This window comes from Streptomyces sp. NBC_00667 (assembly GCF_036226825.1).
Lineage (GTDB): Bacteria > Actinomycetota > Actinomycetes > Streptomycetales > Streptomycetaceae > Streptomyces.
In genome coordinates this window covers 5,000,001-5,023,352 of record NZ_CP109022.1, presented here as the reverse complement: position 1 = coordinate 5,023,352, position 23,352 = coordinate 5,000,001, and the positions used below count along the sequence as shown (strand labels likewise).

Here is a 23,352-nt window from a genome sequence, read left to right as displayed (position 1 = left end):
TTGCGCTTATGTCCTGAGCACGTCACGAAGCGCGCCAGGAGCGGATCAGCCCGTTCCCCCGCCCCTAAGATCACCACCAGGCATCGGGTTGACGATGCGCAGTCAAACGTACAGTCCATGGGGGACACCAGAAGTGAGCACCACAGCCATGCGCAGGACCGCACTCGGCACCATCGGCCTGGCGGTCACCGCCACCCTGACGCTGAGCGGCTGCAAGAGCGGCAACGAAGACGCGCCCCCGGCGGCGCCCAGCTCGCCCGCGAGCAGTCCCGCCCAGTCCGGCGCGGCCGAGAGCCCCAGCGCCGCCGCGAGCCCGTCGGCAGCCGCAAGTGAGGCGCCCGCAGGCGCCGCGGGCACGGCCAAGCCCGGCCAGAGCTTCAAGATCGGCCAGACGGCGACGGTCCCGTTCACCTACGGCAGCACCCAGGGCACGATCGCCCTCACCGTCACCTCCATCGAGCAGGGCCAGGCGGCGGACCTCGACTCCCTCAAGCTCGGCGACAAGGTGAAGGGGATGGTGCCCTACTACATCCACTACACCGTCAAGAACGTCGGCACCACCGACCTCGCGTACTCCTCGGTCGGCCACATCAAGGGCCTGCTCCCGGACGGCGGCGAGGCGAACGGCGTCTCGGTCATCGGCAAGTTCGAGAAGTGCAAGGACGATGCGCTTCCCAAGGGGTTCACCAACGGCCAGTCGCAGACCAACTGCGCGATCGCCATGGCCCCCTCGGCCCAGGTGAAGATCACCGGAGCCGAGTACTGGGGCGAGCCGTACAGCACGGTGGGCAACAAGGCCCTCACCTGGAAGTGACCCGCCGCCGCGCCCTCCCGGCCCCCGCGTAGGACACCCGGCCGCGGGGGCGCCGGCTGTCGCCCGTCCGGCGCGAGCCCGGGCGGGCGACAATGGGACCATGCCCGAAGGAGACAGCGTCTGGCGCGCCGCGGCCCGGTTGCACGCGGCCCTGGCCGGGCGGGAGATCACCCGCAGCGACCTGCGCGTCGCGCGCCTGGCCACCGTGGACCTCACCGGCCGCACCACCTTGAACGTGATCCCGCGCGGAAAGCACCTGCTCACCCGCATCGACGGCGACGGCGGCCTCACCCTCCACAGCCACCTGCGCATGGACGGCGCCTGGCACGTCTTCCCCGCCGGGCGGAAGTGGCACGGCGGCCCCGACTACGAGATCCGCGCCATCTTGGGTACCGCCTGCGACACCGCCGTCGGCTACCGCCTCCCCGTCCTGGAACTCCTGCGCACCGCCGACGAGGACAAGGTCGTCGGCCACCTGGGACCCGACCTCCTCGGCCCCGACTGGGACGCGGACAAGGCCGCGGCGAACCTGCTCGCCACCCCCGAACGCCCCCTCGGCGAAGCCCTGCTGGACCAGCGCAACCTCGCGGGCATCGGCAACGTGTACATGTGCGAGCTCTGCTTCCTCGCCCAGGTCACCCCGTGGACCGCGGTCGGCGCCCTTGCGGATCCCGAGGTCACCGCCGTCCGCCTGGCCGGCGCCGCGCAGCGCCTCCTCGCGGCCAACCTCGGCGCCGGCGAGACCCGCAACACCACCGGCAGCCGCCGCCGGGGCCAGGCCCTCTTCGTCTACGGGCGCGCCCCGCGCCCCTGCCTGCGCTGCGGCACCCCGGTACGCCGGGTCGTGAAGGAGGACCGCCCCACGTACTGGTGCCCCCGCTGCCAATCCGGGCCCACACCGTAGTTGACGCCCCGTCAGCTACGGTCGTACGGTCCCGGCATGCCCACAGCCCCGTACGACCTCACCGGCCGCACCGCGCTCGTCACCGGCGCCGCCAGCGGGATCGGCCGCGCCACCGCCGTGCTCCTCGCCCGGGCCGGCGCGGCCGTGCACTGCGCCGACCGCGACGCGACCGGCCTGCGCGAGACCGCCCGCCTGGTGTGCGAAGCAGGCGGCAAGGCCACCGTCCACACCCTCGACGTGACCGACCGTGCCGCGCTGCGGGCCGCCGTCGCGGCCGCGGGCCCGCTCGACATCACCGCCGCCATCGCCGGGATCATGCACTCCAGCAGCGTCCTGGACACCACCGACGAGGACCTCGACCGGGTCCTGGACGTCAATTTCAAGGGCGTCCTGCGCACCTGCCAGGAGGCCGTCCGCGCCATGATCACCGCCGGACGTCCCGGTTCGGTGATCACCATGGCCTCCGGCGCCGTGGACGCCGCCCAGCCGGGCCTGCTCTGCTACAGCGTCGCCAAAGCGGCCGTCGTCCAGCTGACCAAGACCCTCGCGACCGAGACCGGCCCACACGGCATCCGCGTCAACGCCGTCGCGCCGGGATGGATCCGCACCCCCATGACGGGCCGCCACAGTGCCGAGGAACGGGAGCGGACCGAGGCGGCGATGATCCGGATGTCGCCGCTGCGCCGGGTCGGGGAGCCCGAGGACATCGCCCAAGCGGTGCTCTACCTCGCCTCCGACGCCTCGTCCTTCATGACGGGCCAGATCCTCCGCCCGAACGGCGGAGTATCGATGCCCTGGTGACCGGCGCCCTCGTGGCCGCCGCCCGAGGGCGCCTGCGCCCCGGACCGGGCACGCAGTGCACGGGGAGCAGCCCCAGCCCCCATCCGCCGACGGCCACCGCGCCCTCCATGGGCCCCGCGTCCGCGGGCTCCAGCGACAGCCGCAGCACGGCCCACCACCAGAGCACTCCGGCCGTCAGCACGACGGGTATGAGTAACAACCGCACGGCCGCCTCCCAGGAAGGCCGGAATCCGGACGGCCCCATCCTCCCGCACCGCCCTCGCCGCCGCACCCAGAACACCGAGGAGCCCCGGCACACCGAGGAGCGCCGGCACGCCGAGGGCCCCAGCACCCCGACGGGCCCCGGCACGGCAAGGAGCCCCGTCCGGTGCCTCACGCACCGGCCGGGGCTCCGGCCACACTCATACGCGCTTCACGCGCTCGCGCTCGCCTTCACGCGGCTACGACGTTCACCGCTTCCACGGGCGCCTTGATGGTCACCCGCTCCGTGGTACCCGCGACCGAGGCCACGGACACCGAATTGAGCATCGGGCGCACCGGTGCCGGCACCGGTTCGCTTGCCGTGGCCGACTGCGCAAGCTCCGCCAGCGACAGTTCGTCACTGACTTCGCGCATCAGCTCGGACATCCGTACGTCCAACGCGTCGCAGATCGCGGAGAGCAGCTCGGAGGATGCCTCCTTCTGCCCCCGCTCCACCTCGGAGAGATAGCCGAGCGAAACTCGGGCGGACGAGGAGACTTCGCGCAGAGTACGGCCCTGGCGCTGGCGCTGCCGACGCAGCACGTCACCCAGCAGGCGACGGAGCAGAATCATCGGTGGCTCCCTCCTCTGACCGTGTAGCCGTAACCTTCACGCCCCACCGTACCGCCTCGCGCCGCGGCCGTGCGGGGAGCTATGTCGTGTTCACTCAGGGCTGCAAACATCAAATCCCCCCGTTCTGTTCCGTATCCTGCCCCCGCAGATTCTCGCGGAGTTCGCTCGAAAGGAGTTCGAGCACTGTCCGTGCGCTCTCCCTACGGATTTCCGTCCGGGAGCCGTTCAACCGCAGCCGGGCCGTTTTCCTGCCCCCCGGACCGGCCACGGCGACGAAAACGGTGCCCACCGGCTGCCCGTCCTGGGGGTCCGGACCGGCCACCCCGGTCGTCGCGATCCCCCACGAAGCCCCCAGCGCCCGGCGCACCCCCGCCGCCATCTCCTCCGCGACCTGCGCGTTCACCGCGCCTTCGGCCGCCAGCAGCTCCGCGTCCACTCCCAGGAGCCGGTGCTTGAGCTCGGTCGCGTACGCGGTCACCGAGCCGCGGAAGGATTTCGAGGCACCCGGCACGGCCGTCAGTTCCGCGGCGACCAGACCGCCGGTCAGCGACTCCGCCACGGCGAGCGTCTGGTCACTCTGCGCAAGCAGCCCGAGTACGGCCCCGGACAGTTGTGCGATCGAGTCCGGCGCGGTGAGACGTCCCGCGGCTCCACCCGCCTCCGGAAAATCACCCGCCGCTCGCGTCACTGCGCGGCCCGCTCCGCGGCCAGTCCCCTGCGGCGCAGGACGACGGCCTGGCGGATGTAGTCCAAACCGGTGACCACGGTCAGCACGACGGCGACCGCCATCACCCAGAACCGCAGGGTCGCCAGCGGGCCGGTGAGGGCGAGCACGTACATGCCGACCGCCGTCCCCTGGGCGAGGGTCTTGAGCTTGCCGCCCCGGCTGGCCGGAATGACTCCGTACCGGATGACCCAGAAACGCAGGAGGGTGATCCCCAGTTCCCGCCCGAGGATCACCCCGGTCACCCACCAGGGCAGGTCACCCAGCCACGAGAGACAGATGAGCGCCGAGCCCATGATCGCCTTGTCGGCGATGGGGTCGGCGATCTTCCCGAAGTCGGTGACGAGGTTGTACGTCCGGGCGAGGTGCCCGTCGAAGATGTCCGTGATCATGGCGACGGCGAAGGCCGCCCACGCCAGCGCCCGCCAGACGGGGTCGTAGCCCCCGTCGGCGAGCAGCAGCAGGACGAATCCCGGCACGAGCACGAGCCGGATCATCGTCAGGATGTTGGCGATGTTCCACAGGCTGGCCTGATTGACGGCCGCGGTCCCGAGCCCCGCGCCGGGCGAGGGCCGGCGGCCGGTCCCGCCCGCCGCAGGTGCCGGGACTCCGGTCATCCGGCCGCCTCCTCAAGATCCAGGCCCAGGGGCTCGGCCACCAGGTCCACACCCAGCGTGCCGACGACCTTCGCCGTCACCATACGGCCGGGCACCAGACCGGTGCTGTCCGTGAAGACCACCTGGCCGTCCGTCTCGGGCGCCTGGTGGGCTGCGCGCCCGTAGGCGCCCTCGCCGTCCTCGTCGATGTCCTCCACGGTCTCGACGAGTACCTCCAGGGTCTCCCCGATCCGCTCTTCCGCACGCTGGGAGGTCAGCTCCTCCGCGAGCCGCTGCATGTGCGCGAGCCGCTCGGCGATGGTCTCCGCGTCCAGCTTGTTCTCGTAGCCGACGGCCTCGGTGCCGTCCTCGTCCGAGTAGCCGAAGACGCCGATGGCGTCGAGCCGCGCGTGGGTGAGGAAACGCTCCAGCTCGGCGAAGTCCGCTTCGCTCTCGCCGGGGAAGCCGACGATGAAGTTGGACCGCACGCCGGCCAGCGGGGCCTTGCCGCGGATGGTGTCGAGCAGTTCGAGGAACCGGTCGGTGTCACCGAAGCGGCGCATCGCGCGCAGCACGTCGGGGGCCGAGTGCTGGAACGACAGGTCGAAGTAGGGCACGACCTTCGGCGTCGAGGTGAGGACGTCGATCAGGCCGGGCCGCATCTCGGCGGGCTGGAGGTAGCTGACGCGGACGCGCTCGATGCCGTCCACCTCGGCCAGCTCGGGCAGCAGCGTCTCCAGCAGCCGGATGTCGCCGAGGTCCTTGCCGTACGAGGTGTTGTTCTCGGAGACCAGCATGATCTCCTTGACGCCCTGCTCGGCGAGCCAGCGCGTCTCGCCCAGCACGTCGCTGGGGCGGCGGGAGATGAACGAGCCGCGGAAGGACGGGATGGCGCAGAAGGAGCAGCGCCGGTCGCAGCCGGAGGCGAGCTTGACCGAGGCGACCGGGCTCTTGTCCAGGCGGCGGCGCAGGGGCGCGCGCGGACCGGAGGCGGGCGCGAGGCCCTCGGGCAGGTCCGCGGGGGCCTCGGCGGGCTCCTGGGCGTGTCCGGGCAGGGCCACCTCGGCGTCCTGGCGGGCGGCGGGGCTGATCGGCAGCAGCTTGCGCCGGTCGCGCGGGGTGTGGGAGGCGTGGATGCCGCCGTTCAGGATGGTCTGGAGGCGGTCGGAGATGTCGGCGTAGTCGTCGAAGCCGAGCACGCCGTCGGCCTCGGGGAGCGCTTCGGCGAGTTCCTTGCCGTAGCGCTCGGCCATACAGCCGACGGCGACGACGGCCTGGGTCTTGCCGTGATCCTTGAGATCGTTGGCTTCCAGGAGGGCGTCGACGGAATCCTTTTTGGCGGCTTCGACGAAGCCGCAGGTGTTGACGACGGCTACGTCCGCATCGGCGGCGTCCTCGACGAGCTCCCAGCCATCCGCCGCCAAGCGGCCTGCGAGCTCCTCCGAGTCCACCTCGTTACGGGCGCAGCCAAGAGTGACAAGGGCGACGGTACGGCGTTCGGGCATGGACTCAAGACTACTTCGTCCCGGCGCCGGCCCCTGCCCCACGTCCCCCTTGCAAGATCCCCGGGAGGCCGGCAGGGCCTCCCGGGGATCCGGAACTGCATGGTCCGCGCTGGTCAGCCTGCCTGGGCCTGGCCCTGACGCGGGTCGTCCTTGGTGTAGGTGAGCCGTTCGACCTGCCCCGGCTGGAACTGGTCCTTGATCTCCTTGCCGTTCACGAACAGCTTGACGACCCCGGCGTCGCCGAGTACGAGGTCGATGGACTCCTTGTCGGTGAACGTCTTGGACTCGCCCAGGGCGAGCGTCCCGTCGAACAGCGACCGGCCGCTGTGGTCCTTCGCGGAGATCCAGCTCTCTCCGTCGTTGGCCGTCAGGACGACCGTGACGAGGTCCTTGGGCGCGGCGGCGATGGCGCTGTCGGAGGGCGTCGGCTTGGGCTTCGGCTGCTGCTGGGGCGCGGCCGGTTTGCCCGCCGGCTTGGGCGCGGCCGAGGCGCCGGAACCTTCCGCCAGGGGCCGGCTCCCCTTGCTGTCGCCGTCGCCGCCGAAGGCCGTGAAGCCCACGAACCCGATGACGGCGACGATCGCGGCGACCATGGCCGCCGTCCAGTTCGGCCGCTGCCGCTCGGGACGGATGCGTTCGGCTTCGAACATCGGCGCGGGAGGAGTGGGGGCCGGACGGCCGCCGTGGGCCGCGTCGTAGGCCTCGACCAGAGGTGCCGGATCGAGGTGGACGGCGCGGGCGAGCGTGCGGATGTGACCGCGGGCGTAGACGTCGCCGCCACACCGCGTGAAATCGTCTTCTTCGATCGCGTGCACGATCGGGATGCGCACGCGGGTGGTGGAACTGACCTCGTCGACGGTGAGCCCGGCGGCGATCCGGGCCTTCTTGAGGGCCGTCCCGATGGACGGTCCTTCGACGGTGCGTTCGACGAGACGGTCCTCGGACCGGTCGTCGGTCGAAGGCCGCTCTTCTTCGGGGGATTTGGCGTTGCCGATGGACACGAGGGCGCCTTTCGAGCGTGTAGCCACCTGCTGGATTCCCAGTCTAGGGGGGTGACGAAAGGGTGGAGCAACCGGAGGGGTGGAGTCCCTAGGCCATCCGAATGGCAATCGGGTCTCCGGCTGGTGCGAAGCCGGTTCGGCGGCCCCGCGCCGGAGCGCGGTGTCCGCCACTTCCTCAACTTGACGCTCGGCCAGGGGAAACGGTTGCCCGCAGGACCCTTACGACTGGTGCTCCCCGCCTTTACGACTGGTGCTCCCGGCCCTTACGGCTGGTCCTCCCCGCGGATGACCGCCAGCACCCCGTCCAGTTCGTCCGGCTTCACCAGCACGTCGCGCGCCTTCGAACCTTCGCTCGGGCCGACGACGCCCCGCGATTCCATCAGGTCCATGAGACGGCCCGCCTTCGCGAAGCCGACGCGCAGCTTGCGCTGGAGCATCGAGGTGGAGCCGAACTGGGTGGTGACCACCAGTTCCGCCGCCTGGCACAGCAGGTCCAGGTCGTCGCCGATCTCCTCGTCGATCTCCTTCTTCTGCTTCTGGCCGACGGTGACGTCCTCGCGGAAGACGGGCGCCATCTGGTCCTTGCAGTGCTGCACGATCCCGGCGATCTCCTCCTCGGTGACGAACGCGCCCTGGAGGCGGACCGGCTTGTTCGCGCCCATCGGCAGGAACAGCCCGTCACCCTTGCCGATCAGCTTCTCCGCGCCGGGCTGGTCGAGGATGACCCGGCTGTCGGCGAGCGAGGAGGTGGCGAACGCGAGCCGCGAGGGCACGTTCGCCTTGATCAGGCCGGTGACCACGTCCACCGAGGGCCGCTGGGTGGCGAGCACCAGGTGGATGCCGGCCGCGCGGGCCAGCTGGGTGATGCGCACGATCGAGTCCTCGACGTCGCGCGGGGCCACCATCATCAGGTCGGCGAGCTCGTCCACGATCACCAGCAGGTACGGGTACGGGCTCAGCTCCCGCTCGCTGCCCGGCGGCAGCGTAATCTTGCCGTCCCGGATCGCCTGGTTGAAGTCGTCGATGTGCCGGTAGCCGAAGGCCGCGAGGTCGTCGTAGCGCAGGTCCATCTCCCGCACGACCCACTGGAGCGCCTCGGCGGCCCGCTTCGGGTTGGTGATGATCGGGGTGATCAGGTGCGGGATGCCCTCGTAGGCGGTCAGCTCGACCCGCTTGGGGTCGACCAGGACCATCCGGACGTCCTCCGGGGTGGCCCGGACCATCACCGAGGTGATCAGGCAGTTGATGCAGGAGGACTTGCCGGAGCCGGTGGCGCCGGCGACCAGTACGTGCGGCATCTTCGCGAGGTTGGCCATGACGTAGCCGCCCTCGACGTCCTTGCCCAGCGCCACCAGCATGGGGTGGTCGTCCTCGGCGGCGTCCGCGAGACGCAGGACGTCACCGAGGTTGACCATCTCCCGGTCGGTGTTGGGGATCTCGATGCCGACCGCCGACTTGCCCGGGATCGGGCTGATGATCCGCACGTCCGGCGAGGCGACGGCGTACGCGATGTTCTTGGCCAGGGCGGTGATCCGCTCGACCTTCACGGCCGCGCCGAGCGTCACCTCGTAGCGGGTGACCGTCGGACCGCGGGTGAAGCCGGTGACCTGCGCGTCGACCTTGAACTCGGTGAACACGTTGGTCAGCGAGGCCACCACCGCGTCGTTGGCGGCGCTTCGGGTCTTGCCGGGGCCGCCGCGCTCCAGCAGGTCCAGCGAGGGCAGTGCGTACGTGATGTCCCCGCGCAACTGCAGCTGCTCGGCCCGGGCCGGCAGGGGTTCGCTGCGCGGCGGGGCCTTGGTGAGGTCCGGCACGGACAGGGTGCCGGAGGCCGCGGCGGTGTTGTCGTGCGGTCCGGCAGCCTGGGCGGCGGGCCCGGCCGCAGCCGGGCGTTCCTCCCGCGCGGGCGGCACCGGGGTGGTGACCTCCACCTCCCCGTGCTCGCGCTGGGCGGTGATCCCGTGCGTGAGGTCGGCGACCACCGGGGAGGGCGGCAGCCCGCCGTAGACCACCCCGTCCAGCGCGGCGGCGGCCGCCGCGGCGACGTCGACCGCGTCCATCTCCCGGTCCATCGCGGGCCGGGACGCGCTCGGGCGCGGCTTGCGCCGCCGGGCGAGCGCCTCCTCCTCGGCGGTGCCGGCCGGGTCGGCGGCCGCGGCCCGGGCCTGCCAGCGCGCCGGGTCGTGCCGGTCCGGCCGGTCCTGGGGGGCCGCGCCCGCCGGCTGTCCGAAATCCTCGTCGTACTCGTTCGGCTGGATCAGCCCGAGCCGGATCCCGAGCCGCCGCAGCCGCTGCGGGATGGCGTTGACGGGGGTGGCGGTGACCACCAGCAGCCCGAAGACCGTGAGGAGGACCAGCATCGGTACGGCCAGCGGCGCACCCATGGTGAAGATCAGCGGCTTCGAGGCGGACCAGCCGATGAGGCCGCCCGCGTCCTGCATCGCGGTGGTGCCCTCGCCGCGCCCGGGCGCCCCGCAGGCGATGTGTACGAGCCCCAGCATACCGATGACCAGGGCGGACAGGCCGATGCCGATCCGGCCGTTGGCGTCGGTCTGCTCGGGGTGGCGGATGAAGCGCACCGCCATCACGCCGAGCAGTATCGGCACGAGCAGGTCGAGGCGCCCGAACGCACCGGTGACCAGCATGGTGACCAGATCCCCGACGGGCCCGCTCAGGTTCGACCAGGTTCCGGCAGCGACGATCAGCGCCAGGGCGAGCAGCAGCAGCGCGACGCCGTCCTTGCGGTGGGCGGGGTCGAGGTTCTTGGCGCCCCGGCCGACGCTGCGGAAGACGGACCCGACCGCATGCGCGATGCCGAGCCACACGAAGCGCACCAGCCGCACCACGCCCCCGGTCGGGGACGGTGCGGGCTTGGCGGCGGCCTTCTTCACGGGCGCGCGCCTGACCGGCGCGGCCTTCTTGGCCGCGGGCTTGCGCGCGGGAGCCGCTTTCTTCGCCGGCGCGGTCGTACGCCCGGTGCGGCTCTTCGCGGCGCCCGCCGCGCTCTGGGAACCCTTGCCGGACGTACTTGAGGCCATGCGCCCGAGGTTACCGGTGCGCACGCCGGTGGACACGCGTGCCCACCCCTTCACCCGTTCGTGTCGCCCGGGGCCGTGACGGTCCGCCACACCTGACGCACCGCCAGCAGGCCCACAACGGGCGCCCGTAGGCGGGGGCCCGCTGCCCGCGGAGTGCTCAGCCCTGGAGGGGCAGTACGGCCGCCCCGCCGCCGGCCCCCGGTTCCAGCGCGTCCAGCGCCCTGCGCAGGCCGGTGAGCTTGCGCTCCAGGTGGGCCGCGGTCGCCACGACCGACGCGTCGGCCGCTTCCTCGCCGAGTTGCTTGGTCAGCGCCTCCGCCTGCTCCTCCACCGCCGCGAGCCGTGCGGACAGCTCGGCCAGCAGCCCGGGCGTCTCCTTGCCGGTGTCCACACCGCCCGAACCGCCGCCCTCCAGCTGGAGCCGCAGCAGCGACGCCTGCTCGCGCAGCTGGCAGTTCTTCGTGTAGAGCTCCACGAAGACCGAGACCTTGGCACGCAGCACCCACGGGTCGAACGGTTTCGAGATGTAGTCCACCGCGCCCGCCGCGTAGCCGCGGAAGGTGTGGTGCGGACCGTGGTTGATCGCGGTGAGGAAGATGATCGGGATGTCCCGGGTCCGTTCCCGCCGCTTGATGTGTGCGGCCGTCTCGAAACCGTCCATGCCCGGCATCTGGACATCCAGCAGGATGACCGCGAAATCGTCCGTCAGCAGCGCCTTGAGCGCTTCCTCTCCCGACGACGCCCTGACCAGTGTCTGATCGAGCGCGGAGAGGATGGCCTCCAGCGCCAGCAGATTCTCCGGCCTGTCGTCGACCAGGAGGATCTTGGCCTTCTGCACCATGCCCTGTCCTCCTCGCCCCGGCATGGGGCCTCCCCGGCTCCTGGCACCGGCCTGTTCGCCGGGCCCCGCCCCAGAGGACGGCATCCTTGCGCCGTCCGTCCTTGTGCCGGTCATCGTAGCCCCAGTCCCGAGATCGCCACACCCTGTCACCAGGATGTCACTGTGCACGAAGCAGAAACGGTGTGGGAGAGCAGAAGGTTCCCCGTATGCCGCCCTTCCACACCGGTTCCGCCACACTGAGTCAGCAATTGGTATCCGCGGACTCCCGAAATGATCACTTCCCTCGCATCCACTGTTCCATCACGGACAGCAGGTAATCGGGTTCCACCGGCTTGGTGACGTAATCGGAAGCACCGGAGTCGATCGCCTTCTCCCGGTCCCCCTGCATCGCCTTCGCCGTCAGCGCGATGATCGGCAGCCCGGCGAACTGCGGCATCCGCCGGATCGCCGAGGTCGTCGCGTACCCGTCCATCTCCGGCATCATGATGTCCATCAGTACGACCGTCACATCGTCGTGCTGCTCCAGGACTTCGATGCCCTCCCGGCCGTTCTCCGCGTACAGCACGGCCAGTCCGTGCTGCTCCAGCACACTGGTCAGCGCGAACACGTTGCGCACGTCGTCATCCACGATGAGCACCTTCTCGCCGTGGAAGTCGTACGTCCGCGGCACCGGCGGAAGGTCCTCGAGCTCACCGCCCCAACCGCTGCCGTCGCCCTGCGCGTCGTGCTGGCCGGGCACCGCCGTACGCGGCTCCCGGTCGCTCAGCGACTTGCGCCGCCGCCGGAACAGCGCGGCCGGACCGCCCTGCCCCTGCGCGGGCCGGTCCCCCTCGGCCGCCGGCAGCGCCGGACGCCGCTCGCCCGGCTCGACCGCCGGTGCGGGTACGGCGGCCGGGGCCGCCGTCGCCTCGGGCCGCGCCTCCTCGGCCGGCCGGCGGTACTCACCGCGCGCACCGCCGGGCGTCGGCGCGGCGTACCCCTGGGGCGGCAACTCGCTCGGGTGCAGCGGCAGGTACAGCGTGAAGGTCGATCCCCGGCCGGGCTCGCTCGCCGCGTGGATCTCCCCGCCGAGCAGCCGGGCGATCTCCCGGCTGATGGACAGGCCCAGTCCCGTACCGCCGTACTTCCGGCTCGTGGTCCCGTCGGCCTGTTTGAACGCCTCGAAGATCACCAGCATCTTGCTCGCCGCGATCCCGATCCCGGTGTCCGTCACCGAGAACGCGATCAGATCGGCGTCGGCGTCGCGCAGCGAACCCGCCTCCAGCAGCTGCTCCCGGATCGCCGAGGGCACGTCCGCCCCGGCCGGCCGGATCACCAGCTCCACGGCGCCGCCGTCGGTGAACTTCACCGCGTTCGACAGCAGGTTGCGCAATACCTGCAACAGCCGCTGCTCATCGGTGTGCAGGGTCGCGGGCAGCTCCGGCGAGACCCGTACCGAGAAGTCCAGGCCCTTCTCCGCGGTGAGCGGCCGGAAGGTGGCCTCCACGTAGTCCACCAGCTGCACCAACGCGATCCGCGTCGGCGAGACGTCCATCTTGCCCGCCTCGACCTTCGACAGGTCCAGGATGTCGTTGATCAGCTGCAGCAGGTCCGAGCCCGCCCCGTGGATGGTCTCGGCGAACTCCACCTGCTTCGGCGAAAGGTTCCCGTCCGCGTTGTCCGCCAGCAGCTTCGCCAGGATCAGCAGCGAGTTGAGCGGCGTACGCAGCTCGTGCGACATGTTCGCCAGGAACTCGGACTTGTACCGCATCGACACCGCGAGCTGCTCGGCGCGCTCCTCCAGGACCTGCCGCGCCTCCTCGATCTCCGTGTTCTTGACCTCGATGTCCCGGTTCTGACGGGCCAGCAGCTCCGCCTTCTCCTCCAGCTCCGCGTTGGCGGCCTGGAGCGCCTTCTGCCGGTTCTCCAGCTCGTCGGAGCGCTCGCGCAGCTGCTCGGTCATCTCCTGCGACTGCTTGAGGAGGACCTCCGTCTTGGAGTTGACGCTGATGGTGTTGACGCTCGTACCGATCATCTCGGCGATCTGGCTGAGGAAGTCCTTCTGGATCTGCGTGAAGGGGGTGAAGGACGCCAGCTCGATGACACCGAGCACCTTCCCCTCGAAGAGCACCGGCAGCACGATCACGTGCGCCGGCGGAGCCTCGCCGAGTCCGGAGGAGATCTTGAGGTAGCCGGGCGGGGTGTTCTCCACCAGGATCGTGCGCTTCTCCTCGGCGACCGTCCCGATCAGCCCCTCGCCGGGCCGGAAGGAGATCGGCATCTGCCCGCCCGCGTACGCGTAACTGCCGCGCATCCGCAGCTCGTACGAGCCGTCCCCGCCGCCGTCCGTCCCGATCTCGGTGCTGCCCCCGGTCGGCAGGGCCAGGAAGAAGGCGCCGTGCTGCGCGGAGACCACCGGGGTCAGCTCGCTCATGATCAGCGAGGCGACGTCGTCCAGCTCGCGCCGGCCCTGCATGAGGGCGGAGATGCGGGCCAGGTTGCCCTTGAGCCAGTCCTGCTCCTTGTTGGCCAAGGTGGTGTCGCGCAGGTTGGCGATCATCGTGTTGATGTTGTCCTGGAGGACCTGGATCTCGCCCGACGCGTCCACGTCGATCTTGAGGTTCAGGTCGCCGCGGGTCACCGCCGTGGCCACCGCCGCGATCGCGCGCACCTGCCGGGTCAGGTTCCCGGCCATCTCGTTCACGGACTCGGTCAGGTCCCGCCAGGTGCCGTCGACGTCACGGACGCGGGCCTGGCCGCCCAGGATGCCTTCCGTGCCCACCTCGCGGGCGACGCGGGTCACCTGGTCGGCGAACGACGACAGCTGGTCGACCATCGTGTTGATGGTGGTCTTGAGCTCCAGGATCTCGCCCCGGGCATCGATGTCGATCTTCTTGGTCATGTCGCCCTTGGCGATGGCGGTCGTGACCATGGCGATCTGCCGCACCTGACCGGTGAGGTTGGAGGCCATGAAGTTCACCGAGTCGGTGAGGTCCTTCCACGTCCCGGAAACGCCCGGCACGTGTGCCTGACCGCCGAGGCGGCCCTCCGTACCCACCTCGCGGGCCACGCGCGTGACCTCATCCGCGAAGGACGAAAGGGTATTCACCATCGTGTTGACGGTGTCCGCGAGCTGCGCGACCTCGCCGCGCGCCTCCACGGTGACCTTCTTCGTCAGGTCGCCGTTGGCGACCGCCGCCGAGACCTGCGCGATCCCGCGCACCTGCGCCGTCAGGTTCCCGGCCATGGTGTTGACGTTGTCGCTCAGGTCCTTCCAGATGCCGGTGACCCCGCGCACCCGCGCCTGACCGCCGAGGATGCCCTCGGTGCCCACCTCGCGCGCGACCCTCGTCACCTGCTCCGCGAACGAGGACAGCTGGTCCACCATCGTGTTGACCGTGGTGACCAGCTCCAGGATCTCGCCCTTGGCGTCGACCGTGATCTTCTTGGAGAGGTCGCCCATCGCGACCGCCGTCGTCACCTCGGCGATGTTGCGGACCTGCGAGGTCAGGTTGTTCGCCATGAAGTTGACGGACTGCGTGAGGTCCTTCCAGGTGCCGGAGACGCCCTTGACCTCGGCCTGACCTCCCAGGATCCCCTCCGTACCCACCTCGCGGGCCACCCGGGTCACCTGCTCCGCGAAGTTCGACAGCTGGTCGACCATCGTGTTGAGGGTGTTCTTGAGCTCCAGGATCTCGCCCCGGGCATCCACGTCGATCTTCTGCGACAGGTCACCGCGCGCCACCGCCGTCGCGACCTGCGCGATGTTGCGCACCTGCGAGGTCAGGTTCCCGGCCATGCCGTTGACGGAATCCGTCAGGTCACGCCACACGCCGGCCACCCCGGGCACCTGCGCCTGACCGCCCAGGCGACCCTCGGTACCCACGTCGCGGGCGACGCGGGTCACCTGCTCGGCGAAGGCGGAGAGCTGGTCGACCATCGTGTTGATGGTGTTCTTGAGCTCCAGGATCTCGCCCCGGGCATCCACGTCGATCTTCTGCGACAGGTCACCGCGCGCCACCGCCGTCGTCACCTGCGCGATCTGGCGCACCTGCGAGGTCAGGTTCCCGGCCATGAAATTGACGGAGTCGGTGAGCTCCTTCCAGGTGCCGGACACCCCCTCCACCCGGGCCTGGCCGCCCAGGCGGCCCTCCGTACCCACGTCCCGCGCCATCCGCGTGACCTGGTCCGCGAACGAGGACAGCTGGTCCACCATCGTGTTCACGGTGTTCTTGAGCTGGAGCATCTCGCCGGAGACGTCCACCGTGACCTTCTGCGACAGGTCGCCGTTGGCCACCGCCGTCGTCACCTGCGCGATGTTGCGGACCTGGCCGGTGAGGTTGCGGAAGGCGGTGTTCACCGAATCGGTGAGGTCCTTCCAGGTACCGGCCGCCCCGGGCACCTGGGCCTGACCGCCCAGCTCACCCTCCACCCCGACCTCACGGGCCACACGGGTCACCTCGGCACCGAAGGACTGGAGCTGGTCCACCATCGTGTTGACGGTGTTCTTGAGCTCCAGCATCTCGCCGGCCACATCGACCGTGACCTTCTGCGACAGGTCGCCGTTGGCCACCGCCGTCGTCACGGTCGCGATGTCCCGCACCTGGGTCGTGAGGTTGCGGAAGACCGTGTTCACCGAATCGGTGAGGTCCTTCCAGGTACCGGCCGCGCCCGGCACCTGCGCCTGACCGCCGAGCGTTCCCTTGGCCCCGACCTCGCTCGCCACGCGCGTGACCTCGTCCGCGAACGTCCGCAGGGTCTCGGTCATCTGGTTGATCGTCTCGGCCAGCTGCGCGACCTCGCCGCGCGCGCTGACCCGTACCTTCTGCGACAGGTCGCCATTGGCGACCGCTGTCGTGACCTGCGCGATCCCCCGCACCTGGGCCGTCAGGTTCCCGGCCATCGTGTTGACGGAGTCGGTCAGGTCCTTCCACACACCCGCGACGCCGGGCACCTTCGCCTGGCCGCCCAGCTCACCCTCCGTACCCACCTCGCGGGCGACCCTGGTCACCTCGGAGGAGAAAGAGGACAGCTGGTCCACCATCGTGTTCACGGTGTTCTTGAGCTGGAGCATCTCGCCGGCCACGTGCACCGTGACCTTGCGCGAGAGATCGCCCTTCGCGACCGCCGTCGTCACGAGGGCGATGTCACGCACCTGGGCGGTGAGCCGGTACGCCATCGTGTTGACGGAGTCGGTCAGGTCCTTCCAGGAACCGGACATGCCCCGCACCTGCGCCTGGCCGCCGAGCTTGCCCTCGGTACCCACCTCCAGCGCCACCCGGGTGACCTCGTCGGTGAACGCCGACAGCTGGTCGACCAGGTTGTTGACCGTCCGCCCGACCTTGAGGAACTCCCCGCGCAGCGGATGCCCGGCCCCGTCGGCGGTCTGTGTCCGCAGGTCCATCCGCTGGTCCAGGTCGCCCTCGGCGACCGCCGACAGCACCCGGCCCACCTCGGACACCGGCCGGGCCAGATCGTCCACGAGCTGGTTCGAGGCATCGATCGCGGCCGCCCAGGACCCCTCACAGGCACCTGTTTCCAGCCGTTCGCTGAGCTTGCCCTCGCGGCCCACCATCCGCCGCACCCGCGACAGCTCCCCGGTCAGGTGGAGATTGCGGTCGGCGACCTCGTTGTAGACGGCGGCGACCTCCGCCATCACGCCCTCGCCGGACACCGTCAGCCGCTTGCGGAAATTGCCGTCCCGCATCGACACCAGGGCCGTGAGCAGACGGTTCAGAGCGGCGGTATCGACCTCCGTCGTACCGTTCCGCCGGGACCGCCCGCCCTTCGCGCGCGTCCCCGTACGCCGCACCGCTGCGCCAGACTCCACCGTGTCCCTCCCGAAAGGGTCGACCACTGTTCCACCGAAACCCGGCGAGTCAAACGCCCGGCTAGACCATCCTGCCCAGTGTTTCACCCTGGCCGAACCCGGCCATAACACTTCGGCACCATTGCACACCGGCCGCACTCCCCGGGTGGAATCCCCTACGACGGCACCATGCGGACCGCGAAGGTAAGTAACCTGGCACCCGAATGTCCCACCGCGTCGAAGGAGTCTTGTGATCACGGCACGGGCGGCTGCCAGTTTCGATCCCCTAGGGCGCTCTGTCGCCGGGGCCCGCGCGTTCGTCCGCGATACCCTCCAGGGCTGGGGCTTCGCGGACATCGTCGACGACGCCGTCGTGCTCACCAGCGAGCTCGTCACCAACGCCGTGGTGCACGCCGGAACCCAGGCCGAAGTGCTGTGCCTGCGCACCGAGGGCGGCGTACGCGTCGAGGTCGCCGACCGGTACCCGGAGCGGGAGCTCCCGCTCCAGCCCCCCGGCGAACGCCCCTACGCCGACCCGGACCGCGAGAACGGCCGCGGCCTCATGCTCTGCGCCGCGCTCGCCACCCGCTGGGGAGTCGAGTACACGGGCACGCACAAACACGTGTGGTTCCGCCTCGACCTCCCGGACCGTCCGGTCGGTACCCGCTCCGCCGGACCGGTCGTCCCCGACCAGCTGCTCCCCCTCGCCGACAGCCGCGTCCGCGTCGCCGTCATCCAGATCGACGCCTCCGACTCCGTCTCCGCCTGGAACGAGGACGCCGAGCACATCTTCGGCCACACCGCGGAGAAGGTCCTCGGCCGCCCGCTCGCCGAACTCGCCGCCTGGCCCCAGACCCCCGGCACCGGAACCGGCATCGCCGAAGCCCTCCGGCTGTCGAGGTGGGAGGGCAGCTACGGCATCCGCGGCGCCGACGGCCGGGTCATCCCCGTTTACGCCTCACACCTGCGGGTACGCGACGCCCACGGCGAGCCGTCCATCGTCTGCCTCCTGGTCCACGACGACGAACGCGCCCTCCTCCAGACCCCCGCGCGGATCCCCTCCGACGCAGGCCAGCTCACCGAAGCCCGCCCCGCGGACCCCTTCGAGGTGTTCATCGGCTCCCCCGCCCCCGACGACCTGGACGGACTGCTCCAGCGCACCGTCGAGCGGGCCCGCGACATGCTCGACGCCGACGCCGCCTTCCTGCTCCTCGCCACCGACGACGAGACCGAACTCGAAGTCCGCGCGACCACGGGCCTGCCCTCCACCCGCCAGCGCTTCGCCCGCGTCCCCGTCGAAGCGGGCACCAACCGGTACGGCTCGGCCCGCATGCCCGCCGTCCACGACGACCTCGTCGCCGTCCCCGGCGCCGTCCCGCTCCTGGAATCCACCGGCATGCGCTCCGTGGTCACCGTCCCCCTCAAGGTCGAAGGCCGCCTCACCGGCTCACTCGGCGTCTCCGCCGAGAGCCCGGGCCGCTACTCCAACGAAGACGCCCTGCGCCTGCAGTTCGCCGCCGACCGGATCGCGCTCGCCGTCGAATCCGCCCGCCTCGGCGAGCTGGAACGCCTGCGCCGCGGCTCCCTCTCCTTCCTCGTCGAAGCCTCCGACCTGCTCGCCGGCACCCTCGACCGGGACCAGACCCTGGCCCTGATGGCGCAGATGACCGTCCCCACCCTGGCCACCTGGTGCGCCGTCTACACCATCGCCGACCAGACCTCGGACCCGTACCTCTCCTACGTACTGCACGAGGACGAGGAACGCATCGACGGACTCAAGGCCCTGCTCTCCCGCGTCAGCCCGCCCGAACCGCTGCGCGAGGCCGGCGCCCGCCCCTGGCCGGAATCCGCCGCCGCGGTCGGCGGGGAGACCGTCGTCCTCCCCCTCCTGGCCCGCAACCGCGTCATCGGCATGCTCACGCTCGGCAAACCGTCCGAGGAACACTTCCGCCAGGAGATCCTGGAACTCGCGGACGACCTCTCCCGCCGGGCCGCCCTGGCCCTGGACAACGCACGCCTCTACTCCGAGCGCACCGCCATCAGCCGCTCCCTCCAGCGCAGCCTCCTGCCGCCCGGCTCCCCCGCCATCCCCGGCATCGAGGTCGAGGTCATCTACCGCGCGGCCGGCGAGGGCAACGAGGTGGGCGGCGACTTCTACGACGTCTTCCCCATCCGCCCCGGCGTCTACGGCTTCGCCATCGGCGACGTGTGCGGTACGGGCCCGGAAGCGGCCGCCGTCACCGGCCTCGCCCGGCACGCCCTGCGCCTGCTGGCCCGCGAAGGCCTCGGCGGCCCGGCGGTGCTGGAACGCCTCAACGCCGCGATCCTCGACGAGGGCGCCCGCAGCCGCTTCCTCACCCTCCTGTACGGCGAGCTCCACCCCCAGCCGGACGGCGGCGCGCTCATGAAGGTCGTCTGCGCCGGCCACCCGCTCCCGCTGCGCCTGCGCCCGGACGGCGAGGTCATCCCCGCCGCCGAACCCCAGCCGCTGCTCGGCGTCATGGACGACCTCGACCTCTACGAGCAGACCCTCACCCTGGACCCGGGCGACGTCCTGCTCTGCGTCACGGACGGCGTGACCGAACGCCGCGAGGGCACCCGCATGCTCGGCGACGACGGCCTCGCGGAAGTCCTCACCACCTGTACGGGCCTCACCGCCGGCGCCGTCGCCGCCCGCATCCTGCGCGCGGTCGAACGCTTCGCGGCCGAACCCGCCTCCGACGACATGGCGATCCTGGCCTTCCGCGTTCCCCAGCCGCGCGAGGGCGCCTAGTCACGCGCGGCCGGGGGTTCACGCCGAAGGTTCACGCCGGGGCGCGGATCTGTTGCTGCGGGTGGCGGACCGCAGGGCGAAGGCCAGCACCACTTCGAAGACGCCGAGCAGGACGAGCCACAGCCCCAGCAGTCGGGTGAGGGCGACCGCGGAGTCGACCGGGAAGCAGAGCACCACGATCCCGGCGACGGTGCCGAGCGCGCCCAGGCCGAAGAACAGGCCCCGGTGGGCGATGCCCCGGTCAGCGATGGCGACGTACGCCGTGAGCACTCCGGTCAACAGCCAGAACACCCCGAGGATCAGGGACAGCGCACCGATGGTCTGCATCGGATGCCTCAGTACGAGAACGCCCGCCAGCAACGCCAGCAAGGCGACCAGTACGCCGGCCAGCCGGCCCCCGCCCTCCTGGCCGTGCGAAAAGGCCGTGACGAAGCGGAAGACTCCTGCCGCCAGGAGTTGCAGACCGATGATGACGGCCAGGATGTGCAGCGTCTCATGGGGCCATACCAGGACCAGAATGCCCGGGATCAGGGTCGCGAGGGCGAAGCCGAGCGCCCAGCGCCACGACGCTCCGACTTGCTTGAGGACGTCTTCCGGGTCGCTCTGTGTGTGCCGCGGTGCCGCCGCGTCGGGGGGAAAGGTCATCACGCCTCCCAGGCAGGCCGGACGGCCCCCAGGACACGTCGAAGCCGCCGGTCGTACCTGTCTTGCCCTTCAAAACCACCTTAACCAGGGCCGGTGCAACCCGCCAACGCAAAAAGGCCCCCGCCAAATGGCGGGGGCCTTTTCTGTTGGAGCCCTTTAACGGAATCGAACCGTTGACCTTCTCCTTACCATGGAGACGCTCTACCGACTGAGCTAAAAGGGCGGGTTGTTCGGCGGCGTCCTACTCTCCCACAGGGTCCCCCCTGCAGTACCATCGGCGCTGAAAGGCTTAGCTTCCGGGTTCGGAATGTAACCGGGCGTTTCCCTAACGCTATGACCACCGAAACACTATGAAGTTGACCAACCGGATGACAACACGGTCGTTACTTCAGAACTAACACAGTGGACGCGAGCAACTGAGGACAAGCCCTCGGCCTATTAGTACCAGTCAGCTCCACCCGTTACCGGGCTTCCACATCTGGCCTATCAACCCAGTCGTCTACTGGGAGCCTTACCCTCTCAAGGAGGTGGGAATACTCATCTTGAAGCAGGCTTCCCGCTTAGATGCTTTCAGCGGTTATCCCTCCCGAACGTAGCCAACCAGCCATGCCCTTGGCAGGACAACTGGCACACCAGAGGTTCGTCCGTCCCGGTCCTCTCGTACTAGGGACAGCCCTTCTCAATATTCCTACGCGCACAGCGGATAGGGACCGAACTGTCTCACGACGTTCTAAACCCAGCTCGCGTACCGCTTTAATGGGCGAACAGCCCAACCCTTGGGACCGACTCCAGCCCCAGGATGCGACGAGCCGACATCGAGGTGCCAAACCATCCCGTCGATATGGACTCTTGGGGAAGATCAGCCTGTTATCCCCGGGGTACCTTTTATCCGTTGAGCGACGGCGCTTCCACAAGCCACCGCCGGATCACTAGTCCCGACTTTCGTCCCTGCTCGACCCGTCGGTCTCACAGTCAAGCTCCCTTGTGCACTTACACTCAACACCTGATTGCCAACCAGGCTGAGGGAACCTTTGGGCGCCTCCGTTACTCTTTGGGAGGCAACCGCCCCAGTTAAACTACCCATCAGACACTGTCCCTGATCCGGATCACGGACCGAGGTTAGACATCCAGCACGACCAGAGTGGTATTTCAACGGCGACTCCACCATGACTGGCGTCACGGCTTCAAAGTCTCCCACCTATCCTACACAAGCCGAACCGAACACCAATATCAAACTGTAGTAAAGGTCCCGGGGTCTTTCCGTCCTGCTGCGCGAAACGAGCATCTTTACTCGTAGTGCAATTTCACCGGGCCTATGGTTGAGACAGTCGAGAAGTCGTTACGCCATTCGTGCAGGTCGGAACTTACCCGACAAGGAATTTCGCTACCTTAGGATGGTTATAGTTACCACCGCCGTTTACTGGCGCTTAAGTTCTCAGCTTCGCACGCCCGAAAGCGCACTAACCGGTCCCCTTAACGTTCCAGCACCGGGCAGGCGTCAGTCCGTATACATCGCCTTACGGCTTCGCACGGACCTGTGTTTTTAGTAAACAGTCGCTTCTCGCTGGTCTCTGCGGCCACCCCCAGCTCAGGAAGCAAGTTCCTTCACCAGTGATGGCCCCCCTTCTCCCGAAGTTACGGGGGCATTTTGCCGAGTTCCTTAACCATAGTTCACCCGAACGCCTCGGTATTCTCTACCTGACCACCTGAGTCGGTTTAGGGTACGGGCCGCCATGAAACTCGCTAGAGGCTTTTCTCGACAGCATAGGATCATCCACTTCACCACAATCGGCTCGGCATCAGGTCTCAGCCTTAATGAGGGACGGATTTGCCTACCCCTCGGCCTACACCCTTACCCCGGGACAACCACCGCCCGGGCTGGACTACCTTCCTGCGTCACCCCATCGCTTACCTACTACAAGTCTGGTTCGTCGGCTCCACCACTTTCCTTTCCCCGAAGGGTCCGGAACGGCTTCACGGACTTAGCATCGCCTGATTCGATATTGGGCGTTTCAAAGCGGGTACCGGAATATCAACCGGTTGTCCATCGACTACGCCTGTCGGCCTCGCCTTAGGTCCCGACTTACCCTGGGCAGATCAGCTTGACCCAGGAACCCTTAGTCAATCGGCGCACACGTTTCTCACGTGTGTATCGCTACTCATGCCTGCATTCTCACTCGTGAACCGTCCACAACTAGCTTCCGCTGCTGCTTCACCCGGCACACGACGCTCCCCTACCCATCACAGCAGGCGTTGGCCCTATTGCTGCAATGACACGACTTCGGCGGTACGCTTGAGCCCCGCTACATTGTCGGCGCGGAATCACTTGACCAGTGAGCTATTACGCACTCTTTCAAGGGTGGCTGCTTCTAAGCCAACCTCCTGGTTGTCTCTGCGACTCCACATCCTTTCCCACTTAGCGTACGCTTAGGGGCCTTAGTCGATGCTCTGGGCTGTTTCCCTCTCGACCATGGAGCTTATCCCCCACAGTCTCACTGCCGTGCTCTCACTTACCGGCATTCGGAGTTTGGCTAAGGTCAGTAACCCGGTAGGGCCCATCGCCTATCCAGTGCTCTACCTCCGGCAAGAAACACACGACGCTGCACCTAAATGCATTTCGGGGAGAACCAGCTATCACGGAGTTTGATTGGCCTTTCACCCCTAACCACAGGTCATCCCCCAGGTTTTCAACCCTGGTGGGTTCGGTCCTCCACGAAGTCTTACCTCCGCTTCAACCTGCCCATGGCTAGATCACTCCGCTTCGGGTCTAGAGCGTGCAACTCAATCGCCCTATTCGGACTCGCTTTCGCTACGGCTTCCCCACACGGGTTAACCTCGCTACACACCGCTAACTCGCAGGCTCATTCTTCAAAAGGCACGCAGTCACGACCGTTGTTCCGAAGAACAACGGCGACGCTCCCACGGCTTGTAGGCACACGGTTTCAGGTACTATTTCACTCCGCTCCCGCGGTACTTTTCACCATTCCCTCACGGTACTATCCGCTATCGGTCACCAGGGAATATTTAGGCTTAGCGGGTGGTCCCGCCAGATTCACACGGGATTTCTCGGGCCCCGTGCTACTTGGGAGATGAGCAAGCAAGCCGCTGA

13 protein-coding genes, 1 tRNA gene and 2 rRNA genes (1 of these 16 cut by a window edge) are annotated in these 23,352 nt (G+C 69.0%); 4 read left to right on the top strand and 12 right to left on the bottom strand.

Annotated elements, in window-relative coordinates; translation table 11 throughout:
* The first annotated feature begins 133 nt into the window (after positions 1–133).
* From OHA81_RS23335 to OHA81_RS23325, 3 genes are all read left to right on the top strand, one after another.
* The gene (locus OHA81_RS23335) at positions 134–814 is read left to right on the top strand and encodes a hypothetical protein (protein ID WP_329198848.1); all 681 of its coding nucleotides are present in this window, start codon (positions 134–136) and stop codon (positions 812–814) included.
* 100 nt (positions 815–914) lie between these two features.
* Entirely contained in the window at positions 915–1,718 is an 804-nt protein-coding gene (locus OHA81_RS23330) for an Fpg/Nei family DNA glycosylase (RefSeq protein WP_329198846.1), read from the top strand.
* 36 nt (positions 1,719–1,754) lie between these two features.
* The gene (locus tag OHA81_RS23325; RefSeq protein WP_329198844.1) at positions 1,755–2,519 is read left to right on the top strand and encodes an SDR family NAD(P)-dependent oxidoreductase; all 765 of its coding nucleotides are present in this window, start codon (positions 1,755–1,757) and stop codon (positions 2,517–2,519) included.
* Between the two features lie 432 nt (positions 2,520–2,951).
* Here OHA81_RS23325 and OHA81_RS23315 read toward each other — a convergent pair whose 3' ends face one another.
* The 8 genes from OHA81_RS23315 to OHA81_RS23280 all read right to left on the bottom strand — a co-directional run bounded on the left by OHA81_RS23315 (position 2,952) and on the right by OHA81_RS23280 (position 16,846).
* Positions 2,952–3,332, bottom strand: a complete 381-nt coding sequence (locus tag OHA81_RS23315) for a helix-turn-helix domain-containing protein (protein WP_329198842.1) — start codon at positions 3,330–3,332, stop codon at positions 2,952–2,954.
* Positions 3,333–3,441: 109 nt separating this feature from the next.
* Positions 3,442–3,942 (bottom strand): CinA family protein, encoded by a 501-nt coding sequence (locus OHA81_RS23310; protein ID WP_443056788.1) that lies wholly within the window; start codon positions 3,940–3,942, stop codon positions 3,442–3,444.
* A 74-nt stretch (positions 3,943–4,016) separates the two neighbouring features.
* Complete coding sequence (gene pgsA / locus OHA81_RS23305; protein ID WP_329198840.1) at positions 4,017–4,673, bottom strand: CDP-diacylglycerol--glycerol-3-phosphate 3-phosphatidyltransferase; 657 nt, start codon at positions 4,671–4,673, stop codon at positions 4,017–4,019.
* The gene (gene rimO / locus OHA81_RS23300; RefSeq protein ID WP_329198838.1) at positions 4,670–6,157 is read right to left on the bottom strand and encodes a 30S ribosomal protein S12 methylthiotransferase RimO; all 1,488 of its coding nucleotides are present in this window, start codon (positions 6,155–6,157) and stop codon (positions 4,670–4,672) included. Before rimO ends, pgsA begins: the two co-directional genes overlap by 4 nt.
* A gap of 113 nt (positions 6,158–6,270) precedes the next feature.
* On the bottom strand, positions 6,271–7,158 hold the full coding sequence (locus OHA81_RS23295) for a helix-turn-helix domain-containing protein (protein WP_329198837.1): 888 nt from the start codon (positions 7,156–7,158) through the stop codon (positions 6,271–6,273).
* 263 nt (positions 7,159–7,421) lie between these two features.
* Complete coding sequence (locus OHA81_RS23290) at positions 7,422–10,196, bottom strand: DNA translocase FtsK (protein ID WP_329198835.1); 2,775 nt, start codon at positions 10,194–10,196, stop codon at positions 7,422–7,424.
* A gap of 157 nt (positions 10,197–10,353) precedes the next feature.
* Positions 10,354–11,037, bottom strand: a complete 684-nt coding sequence (locus OHA81_RS23285; protein WP_329198833.1) for a response regulator — start codon at positions 11,035–11,037, stop codon at positions 10,354–10,356.
* 274 nt (positions 11,038–11,311) lie between these two features.
* Positions 11,312–16,846, bottom strand: coding sequence for a HAMP domain-containing protein (locus OHA81_RS23280; RefSeq protein WP_329198831.1), 5,535 nt, complete (start codon positions 16,844–16,846; stop codon positions 11,312–11,314).
* Between the two features lie 229 nt (positions 16,847–17,075).
* Here OHA81_RS23280 and OHA81_RS23275 point away from each other — a divergent pair, with 229 nt between their 5' ends.
* Positions 17,076–19,598, top strand: coding sequence for a SpoIIE family protein phosphatase (locus OHA81_RS23275; protein WP_329198830.1), 2,523 nt, complete (start codon positions 17,076–17,078; stop codon positions 19,596–19,598).
* Between the two features lie 18 nt (positions 19,599–19,616).
* On the opposite strand, the gene OHA81_RS23270 is transcribed toward OHA81_RS23275, so the two are convergent.
* The 4 genes from OHA81_RS23270 to OHA81_RS23255 all read right to left on the bottom strand — a co-directional run.
* Positions 19,617–20,243: an HdeD family acid-resistance protein gene (locus tag OHA81_RS23270; protein WP_329198829.1), complete on the bottom strand. Its 627-nt coding sequence runs from the start codon at positions 20,241–20,243 to the stop codon at positions 19,617–19,619.
* Positions 20,244–20,390: 147 nt separating this feature from the next.
* A tRNA-Thr gene (locus tag OHA81_RS23265) sits at positions 20,391–20,466 on the bottom strand.
* 5 nt (positions 20,467–20,471) lie between these two features.
* Positions 20,472–20,588, bottom strand: a 5S ribosomal RNA gene (gene rrf, locus OHA81_RS23260).
* Between the two features lie 73 nt (positions 20,589–20,661).
* Positions 20,662–23,352: ribosomal RNA gene (locus tag OHA81_RS23255) — 23S ribosomal RNA — on the bottom strand (it continues 432 nt past the right edge of the window).